This is a genomic window from Pedococcus sp. KACC 23699 (genome assembly GCF_045348425.1).
Taxonomy (GTDB): domain Bacteria; phylum Actinomycetota; class Actinomycetes; order Actinomycetales; family Dermatophilaceae; genus Pedococcus.
On record NZ_CP157483.1, the window covers coordinates 1,584,640 to 1,610,553 of the forward strand.

Here is a 25,914-nt window from a genome sequence, read left to right on the forward strand (position 1 = left end):
GGTAGCCCGCTCAGGCGGGCTCAAGCAGGCGTGCCGTTGACGACCCGGGGGTGGGCGGCGATCTGACGCAACGGTGACCACCACGCGAACACCGCTGCCAGCACCCCCACCGAGACCAACGACACCATGGCCACGTGCACCGAGGTCGCGGCGGCCAGCGCCCCGCCGGCGACCGAGCCGAGGGTCCAGCCCAAGCCCCACGAGAGCATGCGGCCCGCCGTGTTGACGCGGCCGAGGAGGTGCTCGGGCGTGACCTGCATGCGGTAGGTCAAGGACGTGATGAGCACGAGCTGGTAGGCGATGCCCCACACCACCATCCCGATCGAGGCCAGCACCCAGTCGGTGACCAGCGCCGTCGCGATCCCCGCCGCCGCCGACACCGGTATGGCGCCGAGCGTCACCATCGCCACGGAGTACCTCCGCGTCAGGGGTGAGACCAGGGCGGAGGCGAGCACCCCGCCCACACCCCAGACGGCGAAGACGAGCCCGAACCGCCAGCCCGAGGTGCCGATGTGGAGGACCTGGTCGGCCCACGGCACGAACAGGGCGACGAACCCCGCGCCGCCGGTCGACTGGAGCATGCCCACGACGGTCTGGGAGCGGACGCCGTCGTGACTCCAGAGGAACCGCACCCCTTCGCGGACGTCGCGCAGCACGACCCTCGGGCGCAACGGGTCGCGGTGGTCGCGCGTGGACGACAGCGCTCGCCGGATCGAGCGCACCAGCAGGGCCGAGCCGAGGAAGGTCAGCGCGTCGACGGCGAGCAACGTCGAGGGGTGCACCACCGCGAGCGCCAGCCCGACCCCTGCCGGCACGACGAGGTCGAGGACGCCGCCGACGCCCCAGATGGCGGCATTGGCGTCACCTACCCGCTCCCGCCCCACGAGCACGGGCAGGGCCCCGAAGTTGGCGCCGTCGAAGAAGGTGAAGAGGCACTGGGCGACGAATCCCGCCGCCAGCACGTGGGGCACGGTCAGGACGCCGAGGAAGTGGGCGACAGGGACCGAGCCGATGACGACGACGTTGACCAGGTCGGCGGCGACCATGACGCGTTGACGGTTCCAGCGGTCGCTGAGTGCTCCGGCGAACAACCCGATCAGCAGGTAGGGCAACGCATCCAGGGTCGCCGTGAGGGCGGTCAGGGCAGCCGAACCCGTGAGCGTGTAGACGAGGACGGGCATCGCCACGACGGTGATGAGCGACCCGGTGAGCGAGACGATGCGCGCCAGCCAGTACAACCGGAAGTCACGGTCGTCACGCAGCCGCCCGTCGACGTGCTGCGCGCGCACCGTGGCTCCGGCCCCCTCGTCGGTCATGGGCTGGAGTCTGCCTCAGGACGTCGGGACCTGATGCATCGCAGGCGCACAGGGGGCGGGGTCAGCTGACGGCGGCTGCTGCGGCGCGACCCGCGACCCGGCCGGAGAACAGGCAGCCGCCGAGGAAGGTGCCTTCGAGGGCGCGGTAGCCGTGCACCCCACCGCCGCCGAACCCGGCGACCTCGCCCGCGGCATACAGTCCGGGCACCGGCTCACCCGACGCGGACAGGACGCGCCCGGACAGGTCCGTCTCGAGGCCGCCGAGGGTCTTGCGGGTGAGGATGTTGAGGCGGACGGCGATGAGCGGGCCGGCTTTGGGATCGAGGATCTTGTGTGGCGTCGCGGTGCGGATCAGCTTGTCACCACGGTAGTTCCGGGCCCCGTGGATGGCGGTGAGCTGGGCGTCCTTGCTGAAGTCGTTGTCGACCTGGCGGTCGCGGGCCACGACCTGGCGCTCGATGTGGGCCGGGTCGAGCGGGGCGTGCGGCGTGAGGGCGTTCATCTTGGCGACGAGCTCGCGCAGGGTGTCAGCGCTGACGAAGTCGGCACCACGGTCGACGAACGCCCGGACCGGAGCCGGCATGTCCGCCCGGGCCCGGCCGAGGACGTCCTTGACCGACTTCCCCGTGAGGTCGGGGTTCTGCTCGGAGCCCGACAGCGCGAACTCCTTGCCGATGATCTTCGAGGTGAGGATGAACCAGCTGTGGTCGTGCCCCGTCCGGCGCAGGTGGGCCAGCGTCCCGAGGGTGTCGAACCCGGGGAACAACGGTGCGGGCAGCCGGTCACCGTTGCCGTCGAACCACAGCGAGCTCGGGCCCGGCAGGATGCGGATCGCGTGGGAGGGCCACAGCGGTGAGTGGTTCTCGATGCCTTCGACGTAGTGCCACATGCGGTCACGGTTGACCAGGCGCCCACCCGCGGCCTCGGTGATGGCAAGCATCCGTCCGTCGACGTATGCGGGGACGCCGGTGAGCATGTGGGCCGGCGGGGTGCCGAGCCGGTCCGGCCAGTTGGCCCGGACCAGGTCGTGGTCGGCGCCGATGCCGCCGCTGGTGACGACGACCGCCTGGGCCTCGAGGCTGAACTCGCCCACGGACTCCCGTGAGGTGGGTCGGCCGTGCTCGGCGTCGTCGGCGGCGAGGAGGGTGCCGCGCACTCCCGTGACCGTCCCGTCGTGGGTCAGCAGCTCGTCCACGCGGTGGCGGTGCCGCAGCTCGACCCTGCCGGAGGCGACGTGCTCGCGCACCCGGCGCAGGAACGGCTCCACCACGCCGGGCCCGGTGCCCCAGGTGATGTGGAAGCGGGGGACGGAGTTGCCGTGTCCGGTCGCGGTGCCGTCGCCGCGCTCGGCCCACCCGACGACCGGGAACCAGCGCATCCCCTGCTGGTGCAGCCAGGAGCGCTTCTCGCCCGCGGCGAAGTCTACGTAGGCCTGCGCCCAGCGCACACCCCACCGGTCCTGGTCCTCGAGCCGGTCGAAGCCGGCCGAACCCATCCAGTCGGCGAGTGCGAGCTCGGTGGAGTCCTTGATGCCCATCCGGCGCTGCTCGGGGCTGTCGACGAAGAACAGCCCACCGAACGACCAGAACGCCTGGCCGCCGATGTTGACGGGGCTCTCCTGGTCGACCACCAGCACCCGACGCCCGGCGTCCGCGAGCTCGGCGGTGGCGACGAGCCCGGCGAGGCCGGCTCCGACCACGATGACGTCAGCGTCCATGCCCGCCAAACTACGCGTCGGCGTCGACACCCGTCACGCGAACGCGGCCCCCGACCACGCTGAACCGGACGTCCCCCAGCGTGGCCACCACGGCGTCGGCGATCAGGTCGGCCGGGACGGTGGTCGTGGTGACGGCCAGGGTGGCGCACCCCGCGGCCCGGGCCGCCTCGAGCCCACCCGGCGCGTCCTCCACCACGAGGCACTCACGGGGGTCGACACCGAGCCGCCGCGCTGCGAGGAGGAACGGGTCGGGGTGGGGCTTGCCCCTGCGCACGTCACTGGCGGTGACGACGACGCGAGGCACGGGCAGCCCGGTCGCAGCGATCCTCGCGTCCGCCAGCGGCAGGGTGCACGAGGTGGCGATCGCGCACAGGTCGCCGGCGACTCCGGTGGCCGGGTTGGCGGGGCCGGCACCCGTGAGCGTCGCGAGCGCGTCGAGCGTGCCCGGCAGGACGGTGATGCCCTCGGTGTCGGCCACCTCGATCGCCTCGATGCGGTCCACGGCGGCATCGACCCGCTCGGGGGGCAGCAGCTTCTCGGCGATCCCTCTCGCCGGCACCCCGTGGAACCCCACGAGCCGCGCGGGGTCGACACCCTCCTCCTGCGCCCACCGCAGCCAGCTCCGGATGACCACGGGGATCGAGTCGATCAGGGTCCCGTCCATGTCGAACAGCACGGCGGCGAAGTCAAGCCCGTCCAGCGATCCCACGGTTCCCGGCATACCGGACAGCGTAGGCAGTGCGCGGCGGGAACGCAGACCCGGTTACGGTGAAGCGGTGAGCCCTCCCGCCGCACGCCCACGCCACCGGCGGCGAGTGCCCGCTGCCGTGGTGAGGACCGGTGCGGCCCTGGCGCTCGTGGTGGGCGCCTGCATCGGTGGGGTGGCAGCCACGACGCTCTTCCCGACCTCGGTGGACACGCTCAACTACGGCGCGACCTTGCGGCTGTCGGCGGACCCCACGGACCTGGGCACGATCCAGAGCCCGACGGTGTTCGGCGACATCCACCTCGACTTCGCCGGCCCCGTCAGCGGTCCCGGTGTCATCGCCAACGTGCAGGTCAAGGAGCACATCACCGACCTGCTGGCCCGACCCAACATCTCGATCAGCTCGCTGCAGCCCGGCCCCCTGGAGCTGGAACGCGCCGCGCGTGACGCCGCCATCGGCCTCGCCCTGCGGTTCGCCGCGGGCGCCCTCACCGTGACCCTCCTCGCCGTCGGTGCGTATGCCGCGTGGGCTCGACAGCGCCCTCGCGCCAGTCGTGTCCTGATCGCCGCGGCGTGCTGGCTGGTGGCCTGTGCGGTGACCTTCGCCAGCATCGGTTTCGGCTACCGCCCTGAACGGCTGGACCGGTTCACCACCACGGGGATCCTCGGTGCGGTGCAGCGCAACGCCGACCTGCTGGCCGGCGTCGAGACCCGGGCCGAACAGACCACGCCCTACCTGAAGAACCTGCTCGCCCTGTCTGCGGCGTTGCAGGACAAGTACTCCCCGCAGGTGCTGGGCAAACCGGTCGCAGCACGGCTGCTGCTGGTGTCCGACATCCACGGCGCCAACCAGTACCCACTGATGAAGACGATCATCGCCCAGGAGCAGGTGAGCGCGGTCATCGACTCCGGCGACCTGGTCAACTTCGGCACCCTCGCCGAGGCGCAGGCCTCCGGGGTGCTCGGGGGGATCCGTTCGCTGGGGGTGCCCTACATCTTCGTCAAGGGGAACCACGACGCCCGGTCCGCCGCCGACACCGAGGTGCTGCGCGCCCTCGCCAAGATCCCCAACGTCGTCCTGCTCGAGCCGGACCAGGACAGCTACACCGTGCAGAGCATCGGCGGCATCCGCATCGCAGGGTTCAACGACCCCCGCTGGTTCGGCGACGACAACCGCGACAACGCGCAGAAGCAGAAGGCTCCTGCGGCGCGGTTCGCCGAGGCCATGGCCGACGTCGCCCCGCCCGACGTGCTCGTCGCGCACGAGCCGGGAGCGGTCGACGCGATCGACCAGCCGTCGGGCATCAAGGTCCACGGCCACCTGCACACCGACCAGCTCGACGGCAACACCATCGGCGTCGGCACCTTCACCGGCGGCGGGGCGTTCAGCCACTTCCTCCAGGCGGCCAAGGGAGAGGAGCTCACGGGTCAGCCGTCCGCGTTCGACATCGCCGCGTTCGGTGAGGACTGCCACCTCAACTCGCTGACGCGCTACCAGTTCCGCAACGTCATCGAGGGGCGCCCCGCCTACGACGACGTGACCCTCATCAACGGAACGCGCATCGAGTCGGAGCTGCCGCCCGTGCCCACCCCCATCAGCACCCCCGGCTCGAAGGCTCCGCCGGAGCCCCGGACCTGCTCGGCCGACCAGGAACCGACGACGGAGCGGGTGGCCGCGCCCCTGCCTTGAGCACCAGCACGAGTCCGTATGCGGCGCAGCACCTTTCGTCGTCCGCCCCGGCCGCGGGACGGTCAGGGACCGTCGTGGATGCTGGGGATCCGCAGCGCCCCCACGGTGTAGCTGTATGCGGAGGATGCCGACACCGCACGACAGGTCAGGCTCGCCGGCGGGCTGGTGCCACGGCTCACGTCGGCCTGGACGAGCACCGGCAACCGTCCGGTGCCCACGATCGTGACGCGGAACTCGTCCTCGCCGGTGCTCTCGCACAGGGCGTCGCGCACGTCACCCAAGCCTGCCGGGCCGTAGCTCGACAGCACGGCGGCGAGAGCGGCCTGCACCGCCGGCGGCTGGGTCGAGACGCCCCGGAAGTGGCGAGTGGTGACCGTCCCACGCAGGTGGGCATCGACGACGGCCGTGGCCGTGGACTCGTCGAGGTTGCCGTAGTAGGCGCCGTCGGGCAGCAGCAGCACGTTCGGCGCGAACCGGTCACCGCCGATGTGCGAGCACTCCCAGGTGCGGTCCGCCCACTGCTCGGACAGCGCGGTGACGACCGGCCGGCCACGTACGGCACAGCACGCGTCGTGACGACCGTGGGTGCAGACCAGCACCAGCGGCGGCGTCGAGCCGAGCCGTGCGGTGGCGGGTGGCTCCGGGCCCCGGCGCATCACCGTGGCCGCAGCACGCAGGTCCTCGGGGTGGTGCCACGCACCCCACTGCTGCGCCCCGCCGTGGTCGACCACGGCCCAGGACCGGACCTCACGGTGGGGGCGGCGCCCGGGACGGCGGATGAGCAGCGCCCTCCCCTCGACCGCTGCCGCTGCAGCGTGCAGGGCCCGGCCGATCCCGTCGCGGAGCCCGGGACTTTCCAACGCGGAGGGAGCCCACGGTCCGTCGTGCTCGACGAGCAGCCATCGCCGGGCAGGGGCCGCGGTGCCGGTGAGCGAGTCACCTCGCTTCCTGGCGTCCGTGGCGCAGAATGGCGCGGTCACGCGGGGACGGCGATGCCGGCCAGGACGAGCCGGCGGGCGAGGTCCGTGCCGATCTCGCCCGCGGTGGCCACCCCGCGCTCCAGGAAGGACGTCGCAGCCGGCAGCTCGGTGGGATCGAGACGCAGGGTGCCCGCGCGACTGGTCAGCGCGGCATACCCGTCGTGCACGGACAGCTCGGCTGCGAGGTGGGCGCGCACGTGCAGCTCGGTGGCGGGGGTGAGGGTCTCGGCAAGTGCGTGCTGGGCCAGTGGCCCGACGGGAGCAGCCCGCTGGGTCTTCCGGTCGGCAGCCGCCAGCGCCGCGGACAGGTCTGCGGCGCCCACCTCGGACACCGCACGAAGGAGGGCGTCCCGCACGATCTCGACGTCCGCCGCATTCGCGTCCGGGTCGGCGAGGGACGCGCCCAGCGGGAGCGAGGCCCGCACCGCCGGATCCTGCGCGGCCCGGCCCAGGGCGACGGTGAGCATCTCCTGCGCGAGGTGGTGCCGCGTCCAGGCATGCACCCCGATGGTCAGGTGGGTGCTGACGCCACCTTGCGCCGTGGCCGAGTGCAGGTAGCCGCGCGGGAGGTAGAGGCAGTCGCCGGGCTCGAGGGTGGTCTCGAGGACGGGGACGTCGCGGGCCGCGCGTTCGACCTCCGCCCGGCGCTCGGTCCACGGCTCGGTCCGCAACGGCAGCTCGTGCACGGGTCGGCGGATGCGCCAGCTCTTCGCGCCGCCGATCTGCAGGACGAACACGTCGTGCACGTCGTAGTGGTCGCTGAACCCGGTGTTCTGGGGTGGGGTGACGTAGGCGTTGACCTGGGTCGGGTGGCCGAGGTCGGCCGCCAGCTGCTGGGCGAACTCGACGACGGGCGCCCACGTGCGGTGCAGCCCCTGCAGGACCAGGGTCGCGCCACCGGCGAACTCCCTGAGCACCTGGTCGTCGCCGGCCTGGTCGGCGATCGCGGCACCGGTGCCGCCGCCACGGGTGAACGCCCGGTCAGGCAGCGTCGACCCCTCCTTGGCCATCCGCAGGAACGGCGTCCGCAGCCCTCGGCTCGCGATAAGCTCGTCGACCGCAGCCTCGGAGAACAGGTCGTCGAACGGCAGCGGCAGGTCGCGGGCGCGAGTGAGCAACGGCTCGGTGCCCCAGTGCTGCGCGGCGAAGCTGTCCGTCTCCACGGCCACGAGACGGCGCAGCGCAGGGTGCCCGCTCGCGCGAGCGGGCACCCTGCTGCTGGTCATCGCCGTCATGTCTCGGGAAGGAACGGGCGTGGTCGCCTAGTTGGCCGCGCCATCAGCGCCGCCGTCAGCGCCGCCGTCCGCGCCGCCATCGGCACCGCCGTCCGCACCGCCGTCAGCGCCACCATCGGCACCGCCATCGGCACCGCCGTCCGCGCCGCCATCGGCGCCACCGTCAGCGCCACCGTCGTGACCGCCGGGGTTGGCTCCACCGTCGGCCGGGCCCTCGCCGGTCTCCTCGGACTCCGTGGGGTTGAGAGGGGTCTCGCTCATGGCTGTGCTCCCTTGTCTGTGGTCGGATCTGGTGGGGCGGCGACACGGCGCCATCCCGTGTCCTTCCTATTGCACCCGGAGCCTGCGCGCCACCGGTGCAGCCACATCGGCGCAGGTCAGCGGCCCGCTCACACTCCAGCGACGCTGCGCAGCGCCGCGAAGCCGTCGTCCGTGCCGCGCCAGTGACGTCGCAGCTCGTCGACCCCCACGGTCCGCACCACCGAGCGCAGGGTCCACACGACGACGACCACGTCGTCGGCGTACCCGATGACCGGGAGGAAGTCCGGGACGAGGTCGAAGGGCATGGCGAGATAGGCGAGCAGCAGCCCCAGCCGCACCCGTACGCCGCGAGGCTGGCTCGAGTCGGCCGCGACGTCCCGCAGCAGGCGAAGGAGGTCCGGCAGCAGACGGAGCGACTCGCCGAGCAGCGACCCCTTGGGGCGGACGACGAGCAACGCCACGAGCAGCGCGAGCCAGGTCACGACCAGGGCCGCCACCACCCCCACCACCAGCTCGCGCCACATGCGCGACAGTGTCGCAGCCCCAGCTGCCGCGCCCCAGCCGGCCCGGTCCCCGGGTCAGCGCGCAGTAAGAAGTTGGCAAGGGTTCGGTGCCGAGCCGTCACGTGGGACCGTCCAGTCCTACTGTGCGAGCACCCCACCAGTGCACCCAGGGAGCAGTCGATGACGATGACCCGGACGTTCGGCGCGATCACGGCTGTGGGGGTCGCCACCGCGCTCACGCTGTCAGCGACACCCGCACAGGCCGCGGGATCCTATGTGGCACTGGGTGACTCGTACTCCTCGGGGACGGGGACCCGCACCTACCTCAAGGACGGGACCTCCTGCCAGCGGTCCGTCTACGCCTACCCGTCCCTCATCTCGGCGAGCAAGGGCCTGGCGCTGAACTTCAGGGCCTGCTCCGGTGCCACGGTCGCCGACGTCACCAACACCCAGCTCAGCGCGCTGACCGCTTCGACGACACGGGTGAGCATCTCCGTGGGCGGCAACGACGCCGGCTTCGCCGATGTCCTCACCGAATGCGCCCAACCCGGGTGGGCGAGCGACTGCAACGGCGCCATCGACGCGGCGCAGGCGGTCATCAACGGGACGATCCCGCGCCGCCTCTCGACGCTCTACGCCTCGATCAGGACCAAGGCACCGAACGCCAAGGTCGTGGTCGTCGGCTACCCCCGGATCTTCATGGGCGAGGACTGCAACGCGTTCACGTGGTTCTCCCCCACCGAGGAGTCGCGCCTCAACGCGACCGCCGACCTGCTCAACAGCAAGACTGCCACGGCGGCGGCGGCCAGGGGCTTCAGCTTCGTCAACCCGACGACGCGGTTCACCGGGCACGCGGTGTGCGACCCGGTGGAGTGGCTCAACGGACTGTCCAGCCCCGTCACCGAGAGCTACCACCCCAACGTCGCCGGGCACCGCGACGGCTACGCCCCACTGGTGAGCGTCCCCCTGACCGGTAGCGCGATCACGGTCTCGTCCGCCACCATGCGCACCGCCGAGGCCGCCAGCGCCCGACTCGGGGACCAGCAGCGTCGTTACGCCTCAGCCGATTCCACGATCACGCCCAAGGTCTTCCGGCTGCCCGACCTGAGGTCCCCGGCCATCGCGGCAGCGGCCAGGCGGGCCGGCGTCGACCTGTCCAGCCGCGCCAGCATCGATGCGGCCGACCGGGCCTTTTCGCAGCGCCAGGCACGGGCCTTCGCCGCCCGCTGACATGCCGCGCGGCGCCATACCGAGGGGGTATGGCGCCGCGCAGGGTGGTTCTGGTCAGGCGCGACCGTGGGCGGCGCGGCTGCGACGGCTCAGGGAGTCGACGATCACCGCGAGCAGCAGGACGCCACCGGTGATCATGTAGCGCTCGGGGGAGCCGAGGTTGACCAGGCTGAGGCCGTTGGAGATCGACTGGATCACGAGGATGCCGAGCAGGGCCGAGTACGCCGTGCCGCGACCACCGAAGAGGCTGGTGCCGCCGATGACCGCCGCCGCGATGGCGTTGAGGTTGGTGTCGGTGCCACCGCTGCCCTGGTTGGCCGAGGCGAGGCGCCCGGCCGCGAGGAGGCCACCGAGGGCGGCCAGGGTCGAGCAGAAGACGAACACCGTGACGTAGATGCGGCGCACGTTTATGCCGGCCCGGCGGGCAGCCTCGACGTTGCCACCGATCGCGAGCACCGAACGGCCCCAACGGGTCCGGCGGATGACGAAGTCGAAGATGACGACGAGCGCGACGAACAGCAGGAACATGTAGGAGACGCCGCGGTCGCGGTTGAGGACGTAGACCGGGATGCCCAGGAGCAGGAGCAGGGCGACGGCGCGCAGTGCGAGCGTGGCCAACGGGGTGGTGGACAGGCCGGCGGCGGTGCGGCGCTGGTTGGAGCGCAGCCGGGTGCCGACATAGACCGCGACGACGACGAGCACGAGGACGTAGGCGACGGCGTCGGTCAGGAAGCTCGCCTGGGCGAACTTCACCAGGCCCGAGTCGAAGGGGATGTTGATCGAGCCCTCGGTGCCGAGCACCTTGAGCTGGAGCCCGAGGAGCGCGAGCAGTCCGGCCAGGGTGATGACGAAGCTCGGCACACCGAACCTCGTGTAGAGCAGGCCGTAGAGCGCACCGATGACGGCGCCCGAGGCCAGGGCGGCGACGACCGCCACGGGCAGCGACCAGCCGTGGCTGACGAAGCCGACCGCGAGGATGGCTGCGGACAGGCCGCTCATCGACCCGACGGACAGGTCGATCTCGCCCAGCAGCAGGACCAGCACGATGCCGAGCGCGATGGTGCCGGTGGCGGCGCTCTGCTGGGTGAGGTTGACGAGGTTGCGGCTGGAGAGGAAGGCGTCGTTCTGCATCTGGAACACACCCCAGATGACGATGAGGCCGACCACGACGGGCAGCGACCCGAGGTCACCGCTGCGCAGCCGCGACAGGAACGCACGGACGAAGCCGCCGACACCCTGGGAGGCGATGAGGCGCTCGTCCTGCAGGTCGGCGGGCAGTGCGGCCGTCGCGTCGACGGACGGCGCCTCCGGGGTGGGGGTGGACGCGCTCATGACTGCTCCTCCTGCGTCTCGCGGCGGGCAGCCCGCTTGGAGACGGCGTTGGTCGTCGCGCCGGTGATGGCGGCGATGATCTCCTGGCTGGTGGTCTGGCTCACGGTGAAGGTGCCGTTGTTGCGGCCGAGGCGCAGCACGCTGACCCGGTCCGCGACGGCCATGACGTCAGACATGTTGTGGCTGATGAGGATCACGCCGAGGCCGTTCTCGCGCAGCCGCTCGACGAGGTTGAGCACCTCGGCCGTCTGGGCGACACCGAGGGCGGCGGTCGGCTCGTCGAGCATGACGACCTTGGGGGCTCCGAGCAGCGACCGGGCGATGGCCACGGTCTGGCGCTGGCCACCGGAGAGACTGGCGACGGGGATCCGCACCGAGGGGATCTTGGCGCTGAGCTGGCGCAGCAGCCGCCAGGACTCCTGCTCCATGGTCACCTCGTCGAGGGCTCGTCCGGTGTAGAGCTCGCGGCCGAGGAAGAGGTTGGCGACCACGTCGAGGTTGTCGCACAGGGCGAGGTCCTGGAACACGGTGGCAATGCCGAGGTTCTGGGCCTCCGCAGGGCTGGCGACCGTGGCCTCCTTGCCGTCGAACGTCATGGTGCCGCCGTCGGGCGTGTAGACCCCGGCGATGGTCTTGACGAGCGTGGACTTGCCCGCGCCGTTGTCACCCACGAGGGCGACCACCTCTCCGGCATGGACGTCGAACTCGATGTCCTTCAGCGCCTGCACGGCACCGAAGCGCTTGCTGACACCGGTCAGCGACAGCACTGCTGTCGTCGCCGGGGAGAGGGTGGCGGTCATGTCAGTCCTTCAGTGGTTCTCGAGGGGGTCACGGCCCGAGTCTGGAGGGCCGGAGTGTGCCTGCGGGTGGGGACGCGCCGTCGGCGCGCCCCCACCCGTCGGTCACTGGATCAGCTCAGGCTGGCAGCGGTGCACGCCGCAGCGAACGAGCCGGCGCAGATGTCGGCCACCTTGTAGACGTTGTCCTTGACGATGGTGTCCTTGATCGTGTCCTTGGTGACGGCGATCGGGTCGAGGATCGTCGAGGGCACGCCCTCGGTGTCGGTCGTGGAGGCAGGCTTCTGCTTGTTGGCCAGCGCGATGGCGGCCTTGGCGGCGGCCTCGGCCTCCGGCGGGATCGGCTTGTAGATGGTCATGGCCTGGTCGCCGGCGAGGATGCGCTGGATGGCGGCGATCTCGGAGTCCTGACCGGTGACGGGCGGCAGGGGCTTGACGCCGCCGGCCTTGAGGGCGGCGATGGCGCCACCGCCGGTGCCGTCGTTGGCTGCGTACACGCCGACGAGGTTGCCCTTGACCGCGGAGATCTGGCCCTCCATCCACGCCTGCGCCTTGTCCGGGCTCCAGTCGGGGGTGTCGTACTCGGCGGCGACCTTGAAGCCGCTGGAGTCGATGACGCTGTGCGCGCCCTTCTTGAAGCTGGCGGCGTTCGGGTCGGTGGGCGAACCGTTGATCATGACCAGGTCACCGGAGGTCTTCCCGGCCTTCTTGAGGATGTCGACCAGGGTCGTGGCCTGGAGCTTGCCGACGCTCTCGTTGTCGAAGGAGACGTAGTAGTCCACGCCGGTGATGAAGCGGTCGTAGGCCACGACCGGGACGCCCTGGCTCTTGGCGCTGGCGGCGATCGCGGCGGCGGCCTTGCCGTCGACCGGGTCGAGCACGAGGACGTTGGCGCCCTGGGTGAGCGCGGCCTCGGCCTGCTGCTGCTGCTTGCTCGCGTCCTGGTCGGCGTTGCTGTAGATGACCGAGCAGGAGGCGCAGTCCTTCTTGACGGCGCCTTCGAAGAGGGGGCGGTCGAAGGTCTCGTACCGGGTGGTCTTCGACTCGGGCAGCAGGAGCGCGATCTTCTTGGCCGACGACGCACCGCCACCGCTCGAGGAGGAACCGCCGGACGAGCTGTCGCCGCTGCTGCAGGCGGCGATCGTTGCGAGGCCCAGGCCAGCCACGAGAGCGGCCCCGGCGAGACGAACGGAACGGGTGGGCATAGCTGAACTCCCTTGGTCAGACGCCGACATCCACTCTGGTGCGGGCTGGGGTCGAGTTAAGCGCCGCGGGACCGTTGGCGTCAAGAGTTGAATTCAAGAAATAGAGGCGGAGCCCACGAGAACACCCTCGTTGGCCGGCAGCAACGCGGCTGCGGAGACCAGCGCACCGACCACGTCGGCGTCCGTGTCGAGCTCGCCGAGCACCACCTCGAGCGAGGCCGTGGCGCTGGGTATGGCGCACCGCTCCAGGGAGGCGCGCAGCGGCGCGGTGATGATCGACCCCACCTGGGACAGCTGCCCGCCGAGCACGACGACCTCGGGGTTGACGAGGTTCACCACCCCCGCGACGGCCACTCCGAGGTGTCGTCCGGCGTCCGCGAGGACGCGTCGACAGCCGGGGTCCCCGTCGATGGCCCGGTGGATCACGTCGCGCAGGCTGAGCGGTCCGTGCGAGACCGAGAGCACGTCCAGCAGGCTGCGCGACCCGACGTAGGTCTCGAGGCACCCGCGGTTGCCGCAGCGGCAGACCGGACCGTTCTCGTCGATGGTCATGTGCCCGATCTCTCCGGCCGTGCCCGCGGCACCCCGGAAGATCTCGCCGTCGAGGATGAGCCCGGCCCCCACACCGTGCGAGATCTTGATGTAGACCGCGTGCTGGACGCCTTGCAGCACACCGCACCTCAGCTCGCCCAGGGCCGCGAGGTTGGCGGTGTTGTCGACAAACACCGGTGCCTGGATGCGGCCGGCCATCTCCTCGGCGACGGCCACTCCCCGCCAGCCGGGCAGGATGCTCTCGCTGCCCACCTGGCCGGAGATCCGGTCGACCGGGGCGGGGATGCCGATCCCCACGGCCCGCACGTCGACCATCGTCTTGCCGGCCTTCTCGACCAGGTCGAGGAGCAGGCGGGAGGCTCGCTCCATACCCTCGTCGGCCGCGTGGTCGGCCGGGAGCGGCATCCGCTGGCGGCCCACGATGTCGCGCGGCCCCGTGCCGATGGCCACGCGCACGTCACGGTCGCCGAAGGCGATGGCCGCGAGGAGGACGTTGCCCGTGGCCAGCGAGACGAGGACGGCCCGGCGTCCGTTGCGGATGCTCGGCTCGAGCTCGACGGCGCCGGCGGAGTCGAGGTCCTTCACGAGGTTGGACACGGTGGCCGGGCTCAGCCCGGTGAACCCGGCGATCTCGACCTGGGTCATCGCCCCCTGGTCGCGCAGCGCGTCGAGGACCCGGAGGCGGTTGGCTTCACGCAGGGACGCCTGCGAGCCCGGTGCCGCCTGGGATGTGTTCACGGCTTAAACATAAAGGGCCGAGTGCTCGAATGGGTAGACCCGAAGTGCCCGGTCCTCAGGCAGGCAGACCCGAGTCGGTGTCGTACGCCGGGTCCGACTCACGGGTGCCATCGACCACGTCCTGCAGGCGGGTGCCGTCGGGAAGGCGCAGCCCGTGACCGAAGCGGAACAACGGGTCCTCGAAACCCGGCACGTCCTCGCCGTGGCGGCGCACGTCCTCCATCGACCGGGGCAGGTCGAAGGGCAACCGGCCCTCGGGCGCGATGATCCCGGTGAGGGCGTCGAGCAGCGCCGCGTCGCTGGAGCCATAGCTCCCGACCACGGCCGACGCGAACGGCAGCAGCGGTGTCACGATGGCGGGGCGGTCGAGGACGATGTCCACCACGAGCGGGCACTGGGCCGCGATCCGCGCCAGGCGCGCGACCAGGCCCGGCGGGAAGTCCAGCGACCCCTGGTGGAACCACGACTCGAGGAACAGGTCGCTGCGGGCGTCGAACGGGGCCATCAGCCGCACGACTGCGACATCGGCACCGGCAGGACTGTCGACCGGCACGCCCACCGCCTCCACCGCGGCCGTCGACAGGTTCTCGGCGTAGATGCGAGCACCGGCGGCCAACGGCAGCGGGGCCGCCACCGAGTCGGTGCCGTTCTGCAGGACGGTCACCGAGCGAGCCTGGGCCACGTGCCCGGCAGCGCGGAAGTCGGCGCGGCCCACGGTCTGGGCGGCGAGCTCCTCGTCGACGTAGGGGTCGTCGAACAACCCGAGCCGGAACTTCACCGCGAGCAGGCGCCGCGCCGACTCGTCGATGCGCTCCTGCGTGACCCGGCCCTCCTTGACGAGGTCGACGAGGATCTCGACGCACTCCTCGCCGCCGAACTGGTCGGCGCCGGCGTGCAGGATGAGCTCCATCCGACCGTGGGGGTCGAGGTGCTCGACACCCCAGGCTCGCGCCGGGAGCACCTGGTCACCCACGTGGTTGTCGTTGACCAGCTCCCAGTCAGTGACCACGACACCGTCGTAACCGAGCTTCTCGCGCAGCAGCCCGGTGACGATCTGCCGGTTGTAGCCGAAGCCGACCTCCTCGATCTTCTCGCCGTCGATCTCGAGCCCGATCGGCATGCCGTAGTAGGGCATGATCCCCGCGGTGCCGGCCTCGATCATCGGTGGGAAGGGCTTGAGGTGGTCGGCGAAACGGCCTCCGGGGTAGACCTGTTCGCGGCCGTACGGGAAGTGGGCATCCTCGCCGTCCTTCTGCGGGCCACCACCCGGAAAGTGCTTGCTGGTGCAGGCGATGCTGTCCGGCCCGAGCGAATCCCCTTGGAAACCCTTGAGGTACGCGACGCCGAGCTCCGTGACCAGGTCGGGGTCCTGGCCGAACGTGCCCGCCTGACGAGCCCACCGAGGCTCGGTCGCGAGATCCAGGGTCGGGTGCAGCGCCGCCCGGATCCCCACGGCGCGGTACTCCTGGCGGGCGATGTCACCGAACTCGCGCACTGCGTCGGCGTCGCGCAGGGCGGCCAGCCCGAGCGGCTCCGGCCACTGCGAGAAGGCCTTGGCCGTGAAGGAGACGCCGGCGTTCTCGATGAAGGCGTGGCGCGGGTCGGTCGAGACCGTGACCGGTATGCCGTGCGGCGTCTGCTCGGCCAGTGCCTGCAGTGCGTTGTGCCAGCGAGCCGCCATCGTGGCGTCCTCGAGGGCGTGCACGTTGAAGTGCGAGAGGTGCTTGGTCAGCACGACCTCGCTCGTCGGCGACTTGCTGATCGCGCCGGGGTGCTCGAGGACCGTGCCGTCTGCGCCGGCCTCGATCACGGTCTGGAACATCAGGCCGATCTTCTCCTCCAGAGACATCCGTCCGAGGAGGTCCTCGACGCGCTGCTCGACGGGCAGGCGCGGGTCCTCGAACGGGTCCATCCGGCCGTTGCCGTTGAGGTCGCGGTACTCGACGCCATCGGGTGAGGTCTTGCGGGCCGGCTGCATGGAGGTTTCCTCTCGAGGGGTGCTGCGTGGTGTCGGGGTGGTGACCACGCTCGCAGGCGCGGTCACCACCCCGGGTGGTGGGGTGCGCGGCCGGGGCAGGGGGACCCGACCGCGCACCGGCTAGGCGGGCCCGGCGCCGAACTCTTCCGCGCCGATGACCGGGCGGAGGCGACGCTCGACGTCCCGCGTGCTGAAGGCGCGTCGGATCACGTTGTCCGCCAGCACGTTGCCGATCGCCCCCATGATCATCGCCTGGTCCAGGGAGAGGTAGCGGCGAGCGATCGTGCCGGAGTGAACGGCGACGGCGTCGAAGAAACCTCCCTTGCCGTAGGCCTTGAGCTCGTCCTCGATCTTGGCCAGGTTCGTGAAGGCGTTGCCGGGCTCGTGCATCATCGCGAGGAACGAGGCGTGGGGGGTGACGACCCCGTCGCCGAACTTCGGCGTGGGGTTGGTGCCGGCGCGGCACTCCCCGAAGCCCACGTCGACGTTGGTCTTCTCCTTGTCGGAGAAGTAGCCGTCAGGGTTCATGCCGAGCCGGTCGACGCCGTACTCGCGGTAGCCGGCGAACGGGTCGCTGGCGGGCGAGAAGCCCCAGTAGCCGTAGCCCGCCTCGTCGAGGCCGTGCTCGCGCTGGGCGCGGACGTGGAGCGGGTGGTTCAGGCCCCAGCTGCGCGGTGCCCAGCTCGCCTCAGGGACGAACACGTCAGGCATGAGCTCCTCGAACATCGAGCCGCCCCAGCCGGGGACGATGCGCATGCCGCGGTAGGTGTACGCACCCTCGTAGACGTCGACGCCCAGGTAGGTGCGGTTCTCCCCCACCGGCTGCGACTCGGGCCAGGCCCAGTCACAGCTGGCCGGGAAGGTGCGCCACATCGCGAAGTAGTGGTTGGCCGGGACCTGGCCGGTCAGGATGCCGAGATAGCTCGTGATGCGGGTCTCGGACACCGTGGTGTCGTAGTGGTGGTTGGTCAGCCACACGTCCGGGCCGACGCCGATGTGGTTGCCGTAGAACCCGTCCGTGCGGTTCGGGGGCTGGACGACGAAGAACCCGCCGTGAATCAGGCCGGGCTTCCGGGAGGCGTTGGTGTCGTAGAAGCTGTCCCAGCGCATGCGCGTGAAGAGCTTCTTCGCCAAGGGGGCAGCGCCGTGGTCTGCCGTCATGACGACCTTGAGGGCCGCACCGAGCCAGCCGTTGTCGACGCTCGACAGGAACGGGTCGACCCGGTCCCCCGTGCCCGGCCAGGACGTGAGCTTCTCGCCCGTGGCCTCGTCGTACCAGTTGTAGAACATGCCGCTCGGCTCGTGGTGCTCCATGCGCAGCAGGGTGTTCAGAGTCTGGCGCAGGCGGCGGGTGCACTCACCGCGGGAGATCAGGCCGAGGTCGCGGGCCACGACCGCTGACCACAGGTAGCCACCGATGTTGGTGGGCGACGTGTAGCCCGAGCGGTCGCCGACGGCGAGGCCCTCGTCGATGTTGTCGGCAGGCAGACCGGTCTTCGCGTCGGTCATGGCCACGAGGCTGTGCCAGGTGTCCTTGGCCCAGCGACGGACACGGTCCTGCTCGCCGCCTCGGCCGTGCGCGCCGCCGGCCAAGACCGGGGCGGCTGCCGCAGGGGCTGCGGACGCGCGCTGGGCGGTCAGGCCCACCGCCGCGGCAGCGGTGGCACCGACGAGCAGCTGGCGGCGGCTCGGTGCAGCCTGCGGTATGGCGAGCGGGGACTGGGTGGGGAGGTGAAGCCTGGCCATGGGTGATGCTCCTTGGTTGGGATGTGTCACTTGATGCCGGTGGTGGCGATGCCCTCGATGAACTTGCGCTGGAAGGCCAGGAAGACCGCGAGGACGGGGATGACGACGACGGTGGCGCCCGCGAGGAGCAAGCCGTAGTTCGTGCTGTTCTGGCCCTTGGAGTAGAGCGCGAGGGCGACCGGGAGGGTGTAGCTCTTCTCGGACTGGGCCACCACGAGCGGCCACAGGAAGTTGTTCCAGCTGCCGAGGAAGGTGAGGATGCCGAGGGTCGCCAGCGCCGGACCGCACAGCGGCAGGATGATGCGCGCGAAGATCCGCAGCTCTCCTGCGCCGTCGACCCGTCCGGCGTCGAGCAGGTCGCGCGGGAGGCCGGAGATGAACTGGCGCATGAGGAACACGCCGAACGGGCTCACGAGGAACGGCAGGATCAGCCCCGGGAGGCTGTCGATCAGGCCGGCGTTCGCCACGAGGACGAACAACGGCACGAAGGTCACGACGCCGGGGATCATCAGCGTCGCCATGACGATGGTGAACAGCGCCTTCTTGCCCTTGAAGTCGAGCATCGCCAGCGCGTAGCCGAGCATCGAGCAGAACAGCAGGTTGCCCGCGGTGACGGCCACGGCGACGACGATCGAGTTCGTGAAGTACGTGCCGAAGTCGAGTCGCGAGAACAGGTGCGTGTAGTTGTCCAGGGAGGCCGTCTCCGGCCACCAGGTGGGAGGCGACTTGCGCAGCTCGCCCTCGCTCTTGAAGGAGCCGAGCACCATCCACACGAACGGTGCGACGACGCAGACGAGGGCGATCGTGAGCAGGCCGTAGAGCCACCAGCGGCTGGACTGCTTGGAGCCGGCCATCGTGGCGTTCGTTCCGACGGTCGCGCCGTCGCGGGCCGGTCGTCCCCGCCGCCCCTTGGGCGACGAGGGGGTCGGGGCCACGGTGGTGGCCTGGTCCGAGGTCGTGGTCATGGCGATCAGTCCTTCTCGCGCAGCAGTCGGAACTGGATGGCGGTGACGACCGCGATGACGATGAAGATGATGTAGCTCAGCGACGCGGCATACCCGTAGTTGCCGAAGCCGAACTGCTTGTAGGTGTACATCGACATCGACGTCGTGCTGTTCAGCGGACCGCCGTTGGTCATCACGAAGGGCTCCTCGAAGAACTGGAGGTAGCCGATGCCCGTGGTGACGGAGACGAACAGGATGGTGGGGCGCAGCATCGGCAGGGTGATGTGCCGGAACCGCTGCCAGGCACCGGCGCCGTCGATCGCGGCGGCCTCGTGGAGCATCCACGGCACGGCCTGCAGGCCGGCGAGGAAGATGATCATCGCGGTGCCGAAGTTGCGCCACGACGCCATGAGGATCAGGGCGGGCATCGACCAGTTGGGGTCGCCGAGCCAGTTGGGCCCGGGGATGCCGAACCAGCCGAGCGCCGTGTTGATCAAGCCGGAGTCCTCCTGGAGCAGGAAGCGCCAGACGACCGCGACGGCGACGATCGAGGTGATGACCGGGAGGTAGAAGCCGAGCCGGAACACCGACCGGAGCTTGGTGATCCCGCGGTCGAGGACCACCGCGGCGGCGAGGGCCATGGTCAGGGTCAGCGGCACGCCGACGAGGACGAAGTAGGCCGTGTTGCGGGCGGCCTGCAGGAACTGCTCGTCGGAGAGTGCCTTGGTGAAGTTGTCCAGGCCCACGATGTCGACGGCGAACGGGGTCTTGAGGTCCCGGGCCCGCGTGTCCGTGAAGCTCATGAACAGGGACTGGAGGACCGGCCACACCGTGAAGGTGAGGAAGAGGAGGCAGAACGGAAGGGCCAGGATCCAGGCGGCCCGGCCTTCCCCGAACGCGCCGCCCTTGCGCGACTTCGCGGTCCCCCCGCGGGGCGGCCGACCGGTCTGGTCGGCCTCCCCCCGAGTGGTGACCTCGGATGTGGCGGCCATGGTTACTTACCGCTCCCGGTCCCGATGGACTCGGCCTGCGACTGCACGGACTTCAGTGCGGCCGAGACGTCGGCGTCCTTCTTGGTGACCTGCTCCATCTGGGTGTCGAACTGCGCGACGACCTGCTCCCACGTCGCGAACGACGGCGGGGCCTGGGCGGTCTTGAGCTGCTCACCGAAGACGGCCAGCTTCTTGTCGGCGCTGATCGACGGGTCCTGCCACGCGCTCTGCACGGACGGCAGGTCGGTGGACTGGGAGTACCACTTGGCCTGGGTCTTGGGGTCGGCCAGGAACTGCGTGAACTTCCACGCGGTGTCGCGCTGCTTGGAGTTCTTGAAGACCACGAAGTCCGAGCCGCCGACGAAGGACGAGGACGTCTTCTTCACGGGCATGGCGGCCACGGCGTACTTGTCCTTGAACCCGGCGCCGCCGAGCTTCTCGACCGCGGACATCTCCCACGGGCCAGAGATGAACATCGGCACCTTGCCGCTGACGAAGTCCGGCTCAGTGGTGGGGGTCGCCGGGGCGGCCTTGTCCGAGATGCCCTCGTCGAAGTAGCTCTTGTAGTAGTCGACGGCTTCCTTGATCTCCGGGGTGTCGAAGTTGTAGCCCTTGCCGCCGTCCTTGGTGAGGTTCGCGCCGTTGGACCACGCGAACGGCATCACGGTCTGCCAGGAGCCGGTGCCACCGGCCTGCAGGCCGATGCCCCACTTGGCCCCGGCCTTGGACTGCATGCCCTTGGCCATCGCCTTCAGCTCGTCCCAGCTCTTCGGCGCCTCGGTGAAGCCGGCCTTCTTGGCCAGGTCGGTGCGGTAGTAGACCAGGCGGGTCTCGACGTACCAGGGAATGCCGTAGGAGGTGTCGCCGACCTTGGTGGTGCCCTGGGCTCCCGGGAAGAACTTCGAGGAGTCGATCGACTTCGGCGTCGGGTCGAGCGCGCCGAGGCCGGCGAACTCACCCATCCACGTGGTGCCGACCATGGCCGCGTCAGGCGTCTTGCCGGCCGTGATGGCGGTGGTGAACTTGTCGTGCGCGGCGTCCCACGGGATCGCCGTGACATTCACCTTGGCGCCGGGGTTCGCCGCCTCGAAGTCCTTGGCCAGGGTCGGCAGGTTCTCACCCTCGGCGCCCATCGCCCAGACCGTGATGGTGCCGGTGGCCTTGCCGGCGCTGACGTCCTTGCCGGTCTCGGCGCCGGTGCTGGTTCCACTGGAACGTCCGCACGCGGTGAGCGTGAGGGCGGCGGCGGTCATGGTCGCGACCGCGATCGCAGAGCTGCGTCTCATCGGGGTGTCTCTCTTTCATCGGGGTGGGGGAAACGGACGGTGTGCATGGGGGTGCGCCCCGCGGGGCGTCACGTATGGCGCGCTAGGGCCGGGCGCGGACAGCCACCGGAGGCGGCGGGCACCCGCACGAGGCGCGGATGACGAGCTCGGTCGGGATGACCTGGGCGCCGAGGGGGGAGGCGGAACCGGTGATCCGTTCGTGCAGGAGGTCGGAGGCACGGGCACCGAGCTCACGAACGGGCTGCCGGACGGTGGTGAGGCCGGGCTCGACGTAGCGGGCGGTCATCACGTCGTCCCAGCCGACGACGGCGAGGTCCTGCGGGACGCGCAGGCCGCTGCCGCGCAGGCGGACGAGGACGGCCAGCGCGAGCTCGTCGTTGGCGCAGACGAGACCGTCCGCCTCGAGCTCGCCGCGCAGGAGGCGGTCGGCCACCGCCGTGCCGTCCTCCTCGCGGAGGGCTACGCGGACGGCCTCGGCCGCGGGGATCCCCGCGGCGACGTGCGCGGCGACGAAGCCGGCATACCGGTCGCGGATGTCGGGGCCGGAGGCCGGGTCGCCGACGAAGAGCAGCCGCGTTCGGCCGTGGCCGAGCACGTGGGCGGTGATCTCCCGCGCGCTCGAGGTGTTCTCGGCGCTCACGGTGTCGACCTGGGCACCTTCGTCACCGGCGATGAGCACGACCGGCTTGGAGCCGCCGAGGGCCGTCACGGTCTCCTCGGGGATGGCCGACGAGCCGAGCATGGCGAGCCCGTCCACCCGGGTGGCCAGCTTGCGCACCGCTCGGGGGAGGTCTGCCTTGCCCTCGGCGAGCATGAGCACGACGCTCTGGCCCAGCTCGGCTGCGCGGTACTCGAAGCCCATCAGGAGCTCGGAGTAGTAAGGGCCGGACAGCTCCGGCAGGACCAGTCCGTGGGCCTCGTGGTGGCGCACGGCCAGGCTGCGGGCAGCGGCGAGAGGCACGTAGCGCAGCTCCTCGGCGGCCTCTAGGACGCGCTTGCGGGTCTTGTCCGAGACGGCCTGGCTGCCCTGCAGGACGCGGGACACCGACGCGATCGAGACACCAGCGCGCTCGGCGACGGAGTAGATCGTCGCCCCTGCGGGGTGTCTCGTCGGGGGTCCCGAACCGATGGCCATCAGGCCGCCTTCCTCGTTGAAAGCGCTTACATATCCGTTATGACCATGCCAGAGGTGGCGCGGGGGGCGCAAGGGCCCGGGCGTGTCGGATTCCGGACAGACCCGGGCTAGCGTCGTCCGGCTCGGACCCCGGAAGGCCTTGGGCTCAGTCGCCGAGGAGGACGTCGGCCAGCTCGTGGTCGACGACCAGGCCCTGCACGAGCCCGCCCTCGAGGGCAGCCCTGACCGCTGGCCCCTTGGCCGCACCTGAGGCCACCGCCACGACCTCGGGCACGGCCCCGAGGGACTCCGCGTCGATGGTGATCAAGCGCGCAGCGACCTTGGGGCGCAACGTCTTTCCGCTCGCGTCGAAGAAGACGCCAGCGAGCTCGCCGACCACGCCTCGGCGCGCGAGGTCGACCTGCTCGGACGCCTCGAGCAGGTCGTGGATGGTCGACCCGCCGGACGCCCAGTGGCCGATCCCCACCACTGCCTTGGTCACGGCCGAGGCCCGCGACAACCCCTCGGCCACGGCCGGCTGTCGGCGCAGGGCGTCAGCGCTCGCCTTGGTGTCGAGGACGAAGGGGGCGTAGAAGACCCGGGCGCTCCCACCGCCGAGGCGGGCCGCCCGGCGGACGATGTCGACCGCACTGCTGTCGAAGTCCGGCAGGGCGATCGCACCGGTCAGCTGGACCACCTCGACGCGGGGCAGCGACGTGAGGGCACCAACCATCGCGTGGACGTTGCGCGACCACGGCAGGCCCAGCACGTCCCCCTCGACGAGCACTTCGGAGAGCAGGTCCGCGGCGGCCTTGCCGAGCTGCTGGCGCACCGCACCGGGTTCGGCATCCGCGGTGTCGACGACGACTGCGTGCACGAGGCCGAACCGCTCCTGCAGCCGCGCAGACGCGTCCACGTCCAGCGATCCCTGGCGGACGATCTCGATGCGGACCAGGCCGCGCGCCCGGGCCGACTCGAGCAGACGGGCGACCTTGAAACGACTGATGCCGAGCTCGTCGGCGATCTGCACCTTGGACTGGTCCTGGAGGTAGTGGCGCCGCGCCACGGCAGCGAGCAGCACCAGCTCTGCAGGTCCGTCGTCGTCCATGTCGTCATCCTCGCCGAAGCCCGCCGTTGACACGCACCGGATGCGTGGGTTTACTCAACATACTCGTTTGTGCACCATTACGCTCATATGAGCGCCACCCGAACAAGAGCCGTCAATGGCGACGGAGGAGGACGCGTGCGTAGTCGAAACTCCAGGACCGCGCTGGTCGCATCGGCGACCGGCCTGGCCCTCAGCCTCTCGGCCTGTGCCGGGTGGGGCGGCGGCGGAGCAGGTGGGGGCGGGGCCGACAGCATCAACGTGCTGATGGTCAACAACCCGCAGATGGTCGACCTGCAGAAGCTCACCGCAGACAACTTCACCAAGAAGACCGGGATCCGCGTCAACTACACGGTCCTGCCCGAGAACGACGTCCGGGACAAGATCAGCCAGGAGTTCTCCAGCCAGGCTGGCCAGTACGACGTCGCCTCCCTGAGCAACTTCGAGATCCCCATCTACGCCAAGGCCAAGTGGATCGCGCCGCTGGACGGGTACCTCGCCAAGGACACGGCCTTCGACCAGGGCGACATCCTCAAGCCGATGACGACGTCGTTGTCCAGCGAGGGCAAGGTCTACGGGGAGCCGTTCTACGGCGAGTCCTCCTTCCTCATGTACCGCAAGGACGTCCTGGCGAAGAAGGGCGTCACCATGCCGGCGAAGCCGACCTGGCAGCAGGTCGCCGACATCGCGGCCAAGGTCGACGGCGCCGAGCCCGGCATGAAGGGCATCTGCCTGCGCGGCCAACCCGGCTGGGGTCAGCTGTTCGCCCCGCTCACCACGGTGGTCAACACCTTCGGTGGCACGTGGTTCGAGAAGAACTGGACGCCAGGCGTGAGCTCCCCGGAGTTCAAGGCCGCCGTGCAGTTCTACGTCGACCTGGTCCGGGCGCACGGTGAGAAGGGTGCGCCGCAGGCGGGCTTCACCGAGTGCCTCAACAACCTCGTTCAGGGCAACGTCGCCATGTGGTACGACGCCACGTCGGCTGCCGGCTCGCTGGAGGCGGACGACTCCCCCACCAAGGGCAAGTTCGGGTACGCCCCCGCCCCGGTGGTCAAGACCGACAGCTCCGGGTGGCTCTACGCCTGGTCGTGGTCGATCCAGCAGGCCAGCACCAAGAAGGACAACGCCTGGAAGTTCATCTCCTGGGCGAGCAGCAAGGAGTACGAGCAGCTCGTGGGCTCCCAGCTCGGCTGGACCAAGGTGCCGGCCGGCAAGCGGGCCTCCACCTACGAGAACCCCGACTACCTCAAGGTCGCCTCCGCCTTCGCCGAGCCGACCAAGTCCGCCATCGAGGCCGCCGACCCCGAGAACCCCGGCGTGCAGCCGAGGCCCGCGATCGGCATCCAGTTCGTCGACATCCCGGAGTTCCCCGACCTCGGCACACAGGTCAGTCAGGACGTGAGCTCGGCGATCGCCGGCAAGACCACCGTCAACGAGGCCCTCGACAAGGGCCAACAGCTCGCCGACGACGTCGCCGAGCGCTACCAGTCGAGGGGGCAGTGATGTCGTCGAGCACCCAGACGAGACCGCGGGTCGAGCAGGTCCGGGGCTCCGAGCCCAGCAAGGCGCTGCGGCGCTCGGGCGACTGGGCCAGGAGGGCGCCGCTGCTGCCCGCCCTGATCTTCGTGATCCTCATGACCCAGCTGCCGTTCGTCGCGACGCTGGTCATCTCGTTCATGAACTGGAACGCGTACTACCCGGACGAGCGGGGTTTCACGGGGTTCGACAACTTCGTTCGTGTCTTCACCGACACCAACACGCGGCAGGCCGTTCTCGTGACCATCGTGCTGACCGTCTCCGTGGTCCTGGTGAGCCTGGTCCTGGGACTGGGGATCGCCCTGCTGCTGGACCGCAAGTTCCGCGGCCAGGGCGTGGTCCGCACGATGATGATCACCCCGTTCCTCATCGTCCCGGTCGCCGCCGCCCTGCTGTGGAAGCACGCCCTCTACAACCCGGAGTACGGCCTCTTCAACGGCCTGCTCACAAAGGTCTTCGGGGACAACGCCCCCCAGCCCGACTGGATCACGAACAACCCGCTCCTGGCGATCATCGCCGCGCTGGTATGGCAGTGGACGCCCTTCATGATGTTGATCCTGCTGGCCGGTCTGCAGAGCCGGCCGCTCGACGTCGTCGAGGCCGCTCGCATCGACGGCGCGAACGCGTGGCAGATCTTCCGGTCGATGACGCTGCCGCACCTGCGCCAGTACATCGAGCTGTCGGGCCTGCTCGGCGCGATCTACGTGGTGCAGAACTTCGACCACGTCTTCACCATCACCAGCGGCGGTCTCGGCACGGCGAACCTGCCGTACTTCATCTACCAGACCTTCTACACCGCCCAGGACTACGGACGGGCCTCCGCGGCCGGCGTCGTGGTCGTCATCGGCACGATCATCATCGCGACCGCAGCCCTGCGCACCGCATTCAGCCTCTTCAAGGAGTCCTGATGAACATCACCCCACAAAGTTCTGCGCTCCTTCGTCGCTCCGA

General features: G+C 70.4%; 22 protein-coding genes. 4 read left to right on the top strand and 18 right to left on the bottom strand.

The features are described from left to right. Positions 1-20 precede the first annotated feature (20 nt). The 3 genes from ABEG17_RS07385 to ABEG17_RS07395 form a co-directional block, all read right to left on the bottom strand. Positions 21-1,316 carry an MFS transporter gene (locus ABEG17_RS07385; RefSeq protein WP_406832634.1) on the bottom strand — a complete coding sequence of 432 codons (1,296 nt, stop codon included), beginning with the start codon at positions 1,314-1,316 and terminating at the stop codon, positions 21-23. A gap of 61 nt (positions 1,317-1,377) precedes the next feature. Further along, positions 1,378-3,033: an FAD-binding dehydrogenase gene (locus ABEG17_RS07390; RefSeq protein ID WP_406832635.1), complete on the bottom strand. Its 1,656-nt coding sequence runs from the start codon at positions 3,031-3,033 to the stop codon at positions 1,378-1,380. Between the two features lie 10 nt (positions 3,034-3,043). Beyond that, positions 3,044-3,754: an HAD-IA family hydrolase gene (locus ABEG17_RS07395; protein WP_406832636.1), complete on the bottom strand. Its 711-nt coding sequence runs from the start codon at positions 3,752-3,754 to the stop codon at positions 3,044-3,046. Between the two features lie 55 nt (positions 3,755-3,809). On the opposite strand from ABEG17_RS07395, the gene ABEG17_RS07400 reads away from it, so the two are divergent. Continuing rightward, positions 3,810-5,429, top strand: coding sequence for a metallophosphoesterase (locus ABEG17_RS07400; protein ID WP_406832637.1), 1,620 nt, complete (start codon positions 3,810-3,812; stop codon positions 5,427-5,429). Between the two features lie 62 nt (positions 5,430-5,491). On the opposite strand, the gene ABEG17_RS07405 is transcribed toward ABEG17_RS07400, so the two are convergent. The 4 genes from ABEG17_RS07405 to ABEG17_RS07420 form a co-directional block, all read right to left on the bottom strand. Then, positions 5,492-6,409: a sucrase ferredoxin gene (locus ABEG17_RS07405; protein ID WP_406832638.1), complete on the bottom strand. Its 918-nt coding sequence runs from the start codon at positions 6,407-6,409 to the stop codon at positions 5,492-5,494. Beyond that, positions 6,406-7,635, bottom strand: a complete 1,230-nt coding sequence (locus ABEG17_RS07410) for a cupin domain-containing protein (protein ID WP_406832639.1) — start codon at positions 7,633-7,635, stop codon at positions 6,406-6,408. The genes ABEG17_RS07405 and ABEG17_RS07410 overlap by 4 nt, the downstream gene beginning before the upstream one ends. Before the next feature lie 36 nt (positions 7,636-7,671). Then, a complete protein-coding gene (locus ABEG17_RS07415; protein WP_406832640.1) occupies positions 7,672-7,905 on the bottom strand; it encodes a hypothetical protein in 234 nt (77 codons plus the stop codon). 128 nt (positions 7,906-8,033) lie between these two features. After that, a complete protein-coding gene (locus ABEG17_RS07420; RefSeq protein WP_406832641.1) occupies positions 8,034-8,429 on the bottom strand; it encodes a YkvA family protein in 396 nt (131 codons plus the stop codon). Positions 8,430-8,588: 159 nt separating this feature from the next. Between ABEG17_RS07420 and ABEG17_RS07425 the strand changes: the two genes are divergently transcribed. After that, a complete protein-coding gene (locus tag ABEG17_RS07425; protein ID WP_406832642.1) occupies positions 8,589-9,638 on the top strand; it encodes an SGNH/GDSL hydrolase family protein in 1,050 nt (349 codons plus the stop codon). A 54-nt stretch (positions 9,639-9,692) separates the two neighbouring features. Here ABEG17_RS07425 and ABEG17_RS07430 read toward each other — a convergent pair whose 3' ends face one another. From ABEG17_RS07430 to ABEG17_RS07480, 11 genes are all read right to left on the bottom strand, one after another. Further along, positions 9,693-10,970 carry a sugar ABC transporter permease gene (locus ABEG17_RS07430; RefSeq protein ID WP_406832643.1) on the bottom strand — a complete coding sequence of 426 codons (1,278 nt, stop codon included), beginning with the start codon at positions 10,968-10,970 and terminating at the stop codon, positions 9,693-9,695. Further along, on the bottom strand, positions 10,967-11,770 hold the full coding sequence (locus ABEG17_RS07435) for an ATP-binding cassette domain-containing protein (RefSeq protein WP_406832644.1): 804 nt from the start codon (positions 11,768-11,770) through the stop codon (positions 10,967-10,969). The genes ABEG17_RS07430 and ABEG17_RS07435 overlap by 4 nt, the downstream gene beginning before the upstream one ends. Before the next feature lie 110 nt (positions 11,771-11,880). Then, the gene (locus ABEG17_RS07440) at positions 11,881-12,972 is read right to left on the bottom strand and encodes a sugar ABC transporter substrate-binding protein (protein WP_406832645.1); all 1,092 of its coding nucleotides are present in this window, start codon (positions 12,970-12,972) and stop codon (positions 11,881-11,883) included. Between the two features lie 93 nt (positions 12,973-13,065). Then, the gene (locus ABEG17_RS07445; RefSeq protein WP_406832646.1) at positions 13,066-14,262 is read right to left on the bottom strand and encodes an ROK family protein; all 1,197 of its coding nucleotides are present in this window, start codon (positions 14,260-14,262) and stop codon (positions 13,066-13,068) included. Between the two features lie 55 nt (positions 14,263-14,317). After that, positions 14,318-16,240 carry a glycoside hydrolase family 3 protein gene (locus tag ABEG17_RS07450; protein ID WP_406832647.1) on the bottom strand — a complete coding sequence of 641 codons (1,923 nt, stop codon included), beginning with the start codon at positions 16,238-16,240 and terminating at the stop codon, positions 14,318-14,320. Between the two features lie 120 nt (positions 16,241-16,360). After that, on the bottom strand, positions 16,361-17,986 hold the full coding sequence (locus ABEG17_RS07455; protein ID WP_406832648.1) for a glucoamylase family protein: 1,626 nt from the start codon (positions 17,984-17,986) through the stop codon (positions 16,361-16,363). Between the two features lie 26 nt (positions 17,987-18,012). Next, positions 18,013-18,840 (bottom strand): carbohydrate ABC transporter permease, encoded by an 828-nt coding sequence (locus ABEG17_RS07460; RefSeq protein WP_406833152.1) that lies wholly within the window; start codon positions 18,838-18,840, stop codon positions 18,013-18,015. Between the two features lie 116 nt (positions 18,841-18,956). Further along, positions 18,957-19,922 (bottom strand): carbohydrate ABC transporter permease, encoded by a 966-nt coding sequence (locus tag ABEG17_RS07465; RefSeq protein ID WP_406832649.1) that lies wholly within the window; start codon positions 19,920-19,922, stop codon positions 18,957-18,959. Between the two features lie 2 nt (positions 19,923-19,924). Further along, positions 19,925-21,208, bottom strand: a complete 1,284-nt coding sequence (locus tag ABEG17_RS07470; RefSeq protein WP_406832650.1) for a sugar ABC transporter substrate-binding protein — start codon at positions 21,206-21,208, stop codon at positions 19,925-19,927. Between the two features lie 82 nt (positions 21,209-21,290). Next, a complete protein-coding gene (locus ABEG17_RS07475) occupies positions 21,291-22,343 on the bottom strand; it encodes a LacI family DNA-binding transcriptional regulator (RefSeq protein WP_406832651.1) in 1,053 nt (350 codons plus the stop codon). A gap of 145 nt (positions 22,344-22,488) precedes the next feature. Continuing rightward, the gene (locus ABEG17_RS07480) at positions 22,489-23,430 is read right to left on the bottom strand and encodes a sugar-binding transcriptional regulator (protein ID WP_406832652.1); all 942 of its coding nucleotides are present in this window, start codon (positions 23,428-23,430) and stop codon (positions 22,489-22,491) included. Positions 23,431-23,565: 135 nt separating this feature from the next. Between ABEG17_RS07480 and ABEG17_RS07485 the strand changes: the two genes are divergently transcribed. After that, positions 23,566-24,930 carry an ABC transporter substrate-binding protein gene (locus ABEG17_RS07485; protein ID WP_406832653.1) on the top strand — a complete coding sequence of 455 codons (1,365 nt, stop codon included), beginning with the start codon at positions 23,566-23,568 and terminating at the stop codon, positions 24,928-24,930. Further along, entirely contained in the window at positions 24,930-25,871 is a 942-nt protein-coding gene (locus ABEG17_RS07490; protein ID WP_406832654.1) for a carbohydrate ABC transporter permease, read from the top strand. The genes ABEG17_RS07485 and ABEG17_RS07490 overlap by 1 nt, the downstream gene beginning before the upstream one ends. Positions 25,872-25,914: the final 43 nt, after the last annotated feature.

Excerpts from the sequence above, each read along its gene's own strand:
- ABEG17_RS07385 (WP_406832634.1), bottom strand. The coding sequence starts at position 1,316 with ATGACCGACGAGGGGGCCGGAGCCACGGTGCGCGCGCAGCACGTCGAC.
- ABEG17_RS07390 (WP_406832635.1), bottom strand. The coding sequence starts at position 3,033 with ATGGACGCTGACGTCATCGTGGTCGGAGCCGGCCTCGCCGGGCTCGTC.
- ABEG17_RS07395 (WP_406832636.1), bottom strand. The coding sequence starts at position 3,754 with ATGCCGGGAACCGTGGGATCGCTGGACGGGCTTGACTTCGCCGCCGTG.
- ABEG17_RS07410 (WP_406832639.1), bottom strand. The coding sequence starts at position 7,635 with ATGACCAGCAGCAGGGTGCCCGCTCGCGCGAGCGGGCACCCTGCGCTG.
- ABEG17_RS07415 (WP_406832640.1), bottom strand. The coding sequence starts at position 7,905 with ATGAGCGAGACCCCTCTCAACCCCACGGAGTCCGAGGAGACCGGCGAG.
- ABEG17_RS07420 (WP_406832641.1), bottom strand. The coding sequence starts at position 8,429 with ATGTGGCGCGAGCTGGTGGTGGGGGTGGTGGCGGCCCTGGTCGTGACC.
- ABEG17_RS07425 (WP_406832642.1), top strand. The coding sequence starts at position 8,589 with ATGACGATGACCCGGACGTTCGGCGCGATCACGGCTGTGGGGGTCGCC.
- ABEG17_RS07430 (WP_406832643.1), bottom strand. The coding sequence starts at position 10,970 with ATGAGCGCGTCCACCCCCACCCCGGAGGCGCCGTCCGTCGACGCGACG.
- ABEG17_RS07435 (WP_406832644.1), bottom strand. The coding sequence starts at position 11,770 with ATGACCGCCACCCTCTCCCCGGCGACGACAGCAGTGCTGTCGCTGACC.
- ABEG17_RS07440 (WP_406832645.1), bottom strand. The coding sequence starts at position 12,972 with ATGCCCACCCGTTCCGTTCGTCTCGCCGGGGCCGCTCTCGTGGCTGGC.
- ABEG17_RS07450 (WP_406832647.1), bottom strand. The coding sequence starts at position 16,240 with ATGCAGCCGGCCCGCAAGACCTCACCCGATGGCGTCGAGTACCGCGAC.
- ABEG17_RS07455 (WP_406832648.1), bottom strand. The coding sequence starts at position 17,986 with ATGGCCAGGCTTCACCTCCCCACCCAGTCCCCGCTCGCCATACCGCAG.
- ABEG17_RS07460 (WP_406833152.1), bottom strand. The coding sequence starts at position 18,840 with ATGGCCGGCTCCAAGCAGTCCAGCCGCTGGTGGCTCTACGGCCTGCTC.
- ABEG17_RS07465 (WP_406832649.1), bottom strand. The coding sequence starts at position 19,922 with ATGGCCGCCACATCCGAGGTCACCACTCGGGGGGAGGCCGACCAGACC.
- ABEG17_RS07470 (WP_406832650.1), bottom strand. The coding sequence starts at position 21,208 with ATGAGACGCAGCTCTGCGATCGCGGTCGCGACCATGACCGCCGCCGCC.
- ABEG17_RS07475 (WP_406832651.1), bottom strand. The coding sequence starts at position 22,343 with ATGGCCATCGGTTCGGGACCCCCGACGAGACACCCCGCAGGGGCGACG.
- ABEG17_RS07480 (WP_406832652.1), bottom strand. The coding sequence starts at position 23,430 with ATGGACGACGACGGACCTGCAGAGCTGGTGCTGCTCGCTGCCGTGGCG.
- ABEG17_RS07490 (WP_406832654.1), top strand. The coding sequence starts at position 24,930 with ATGTCGTCGAGCACCCAGACGAGACCGCGGGTCGAGCAGGTCCGGGGC.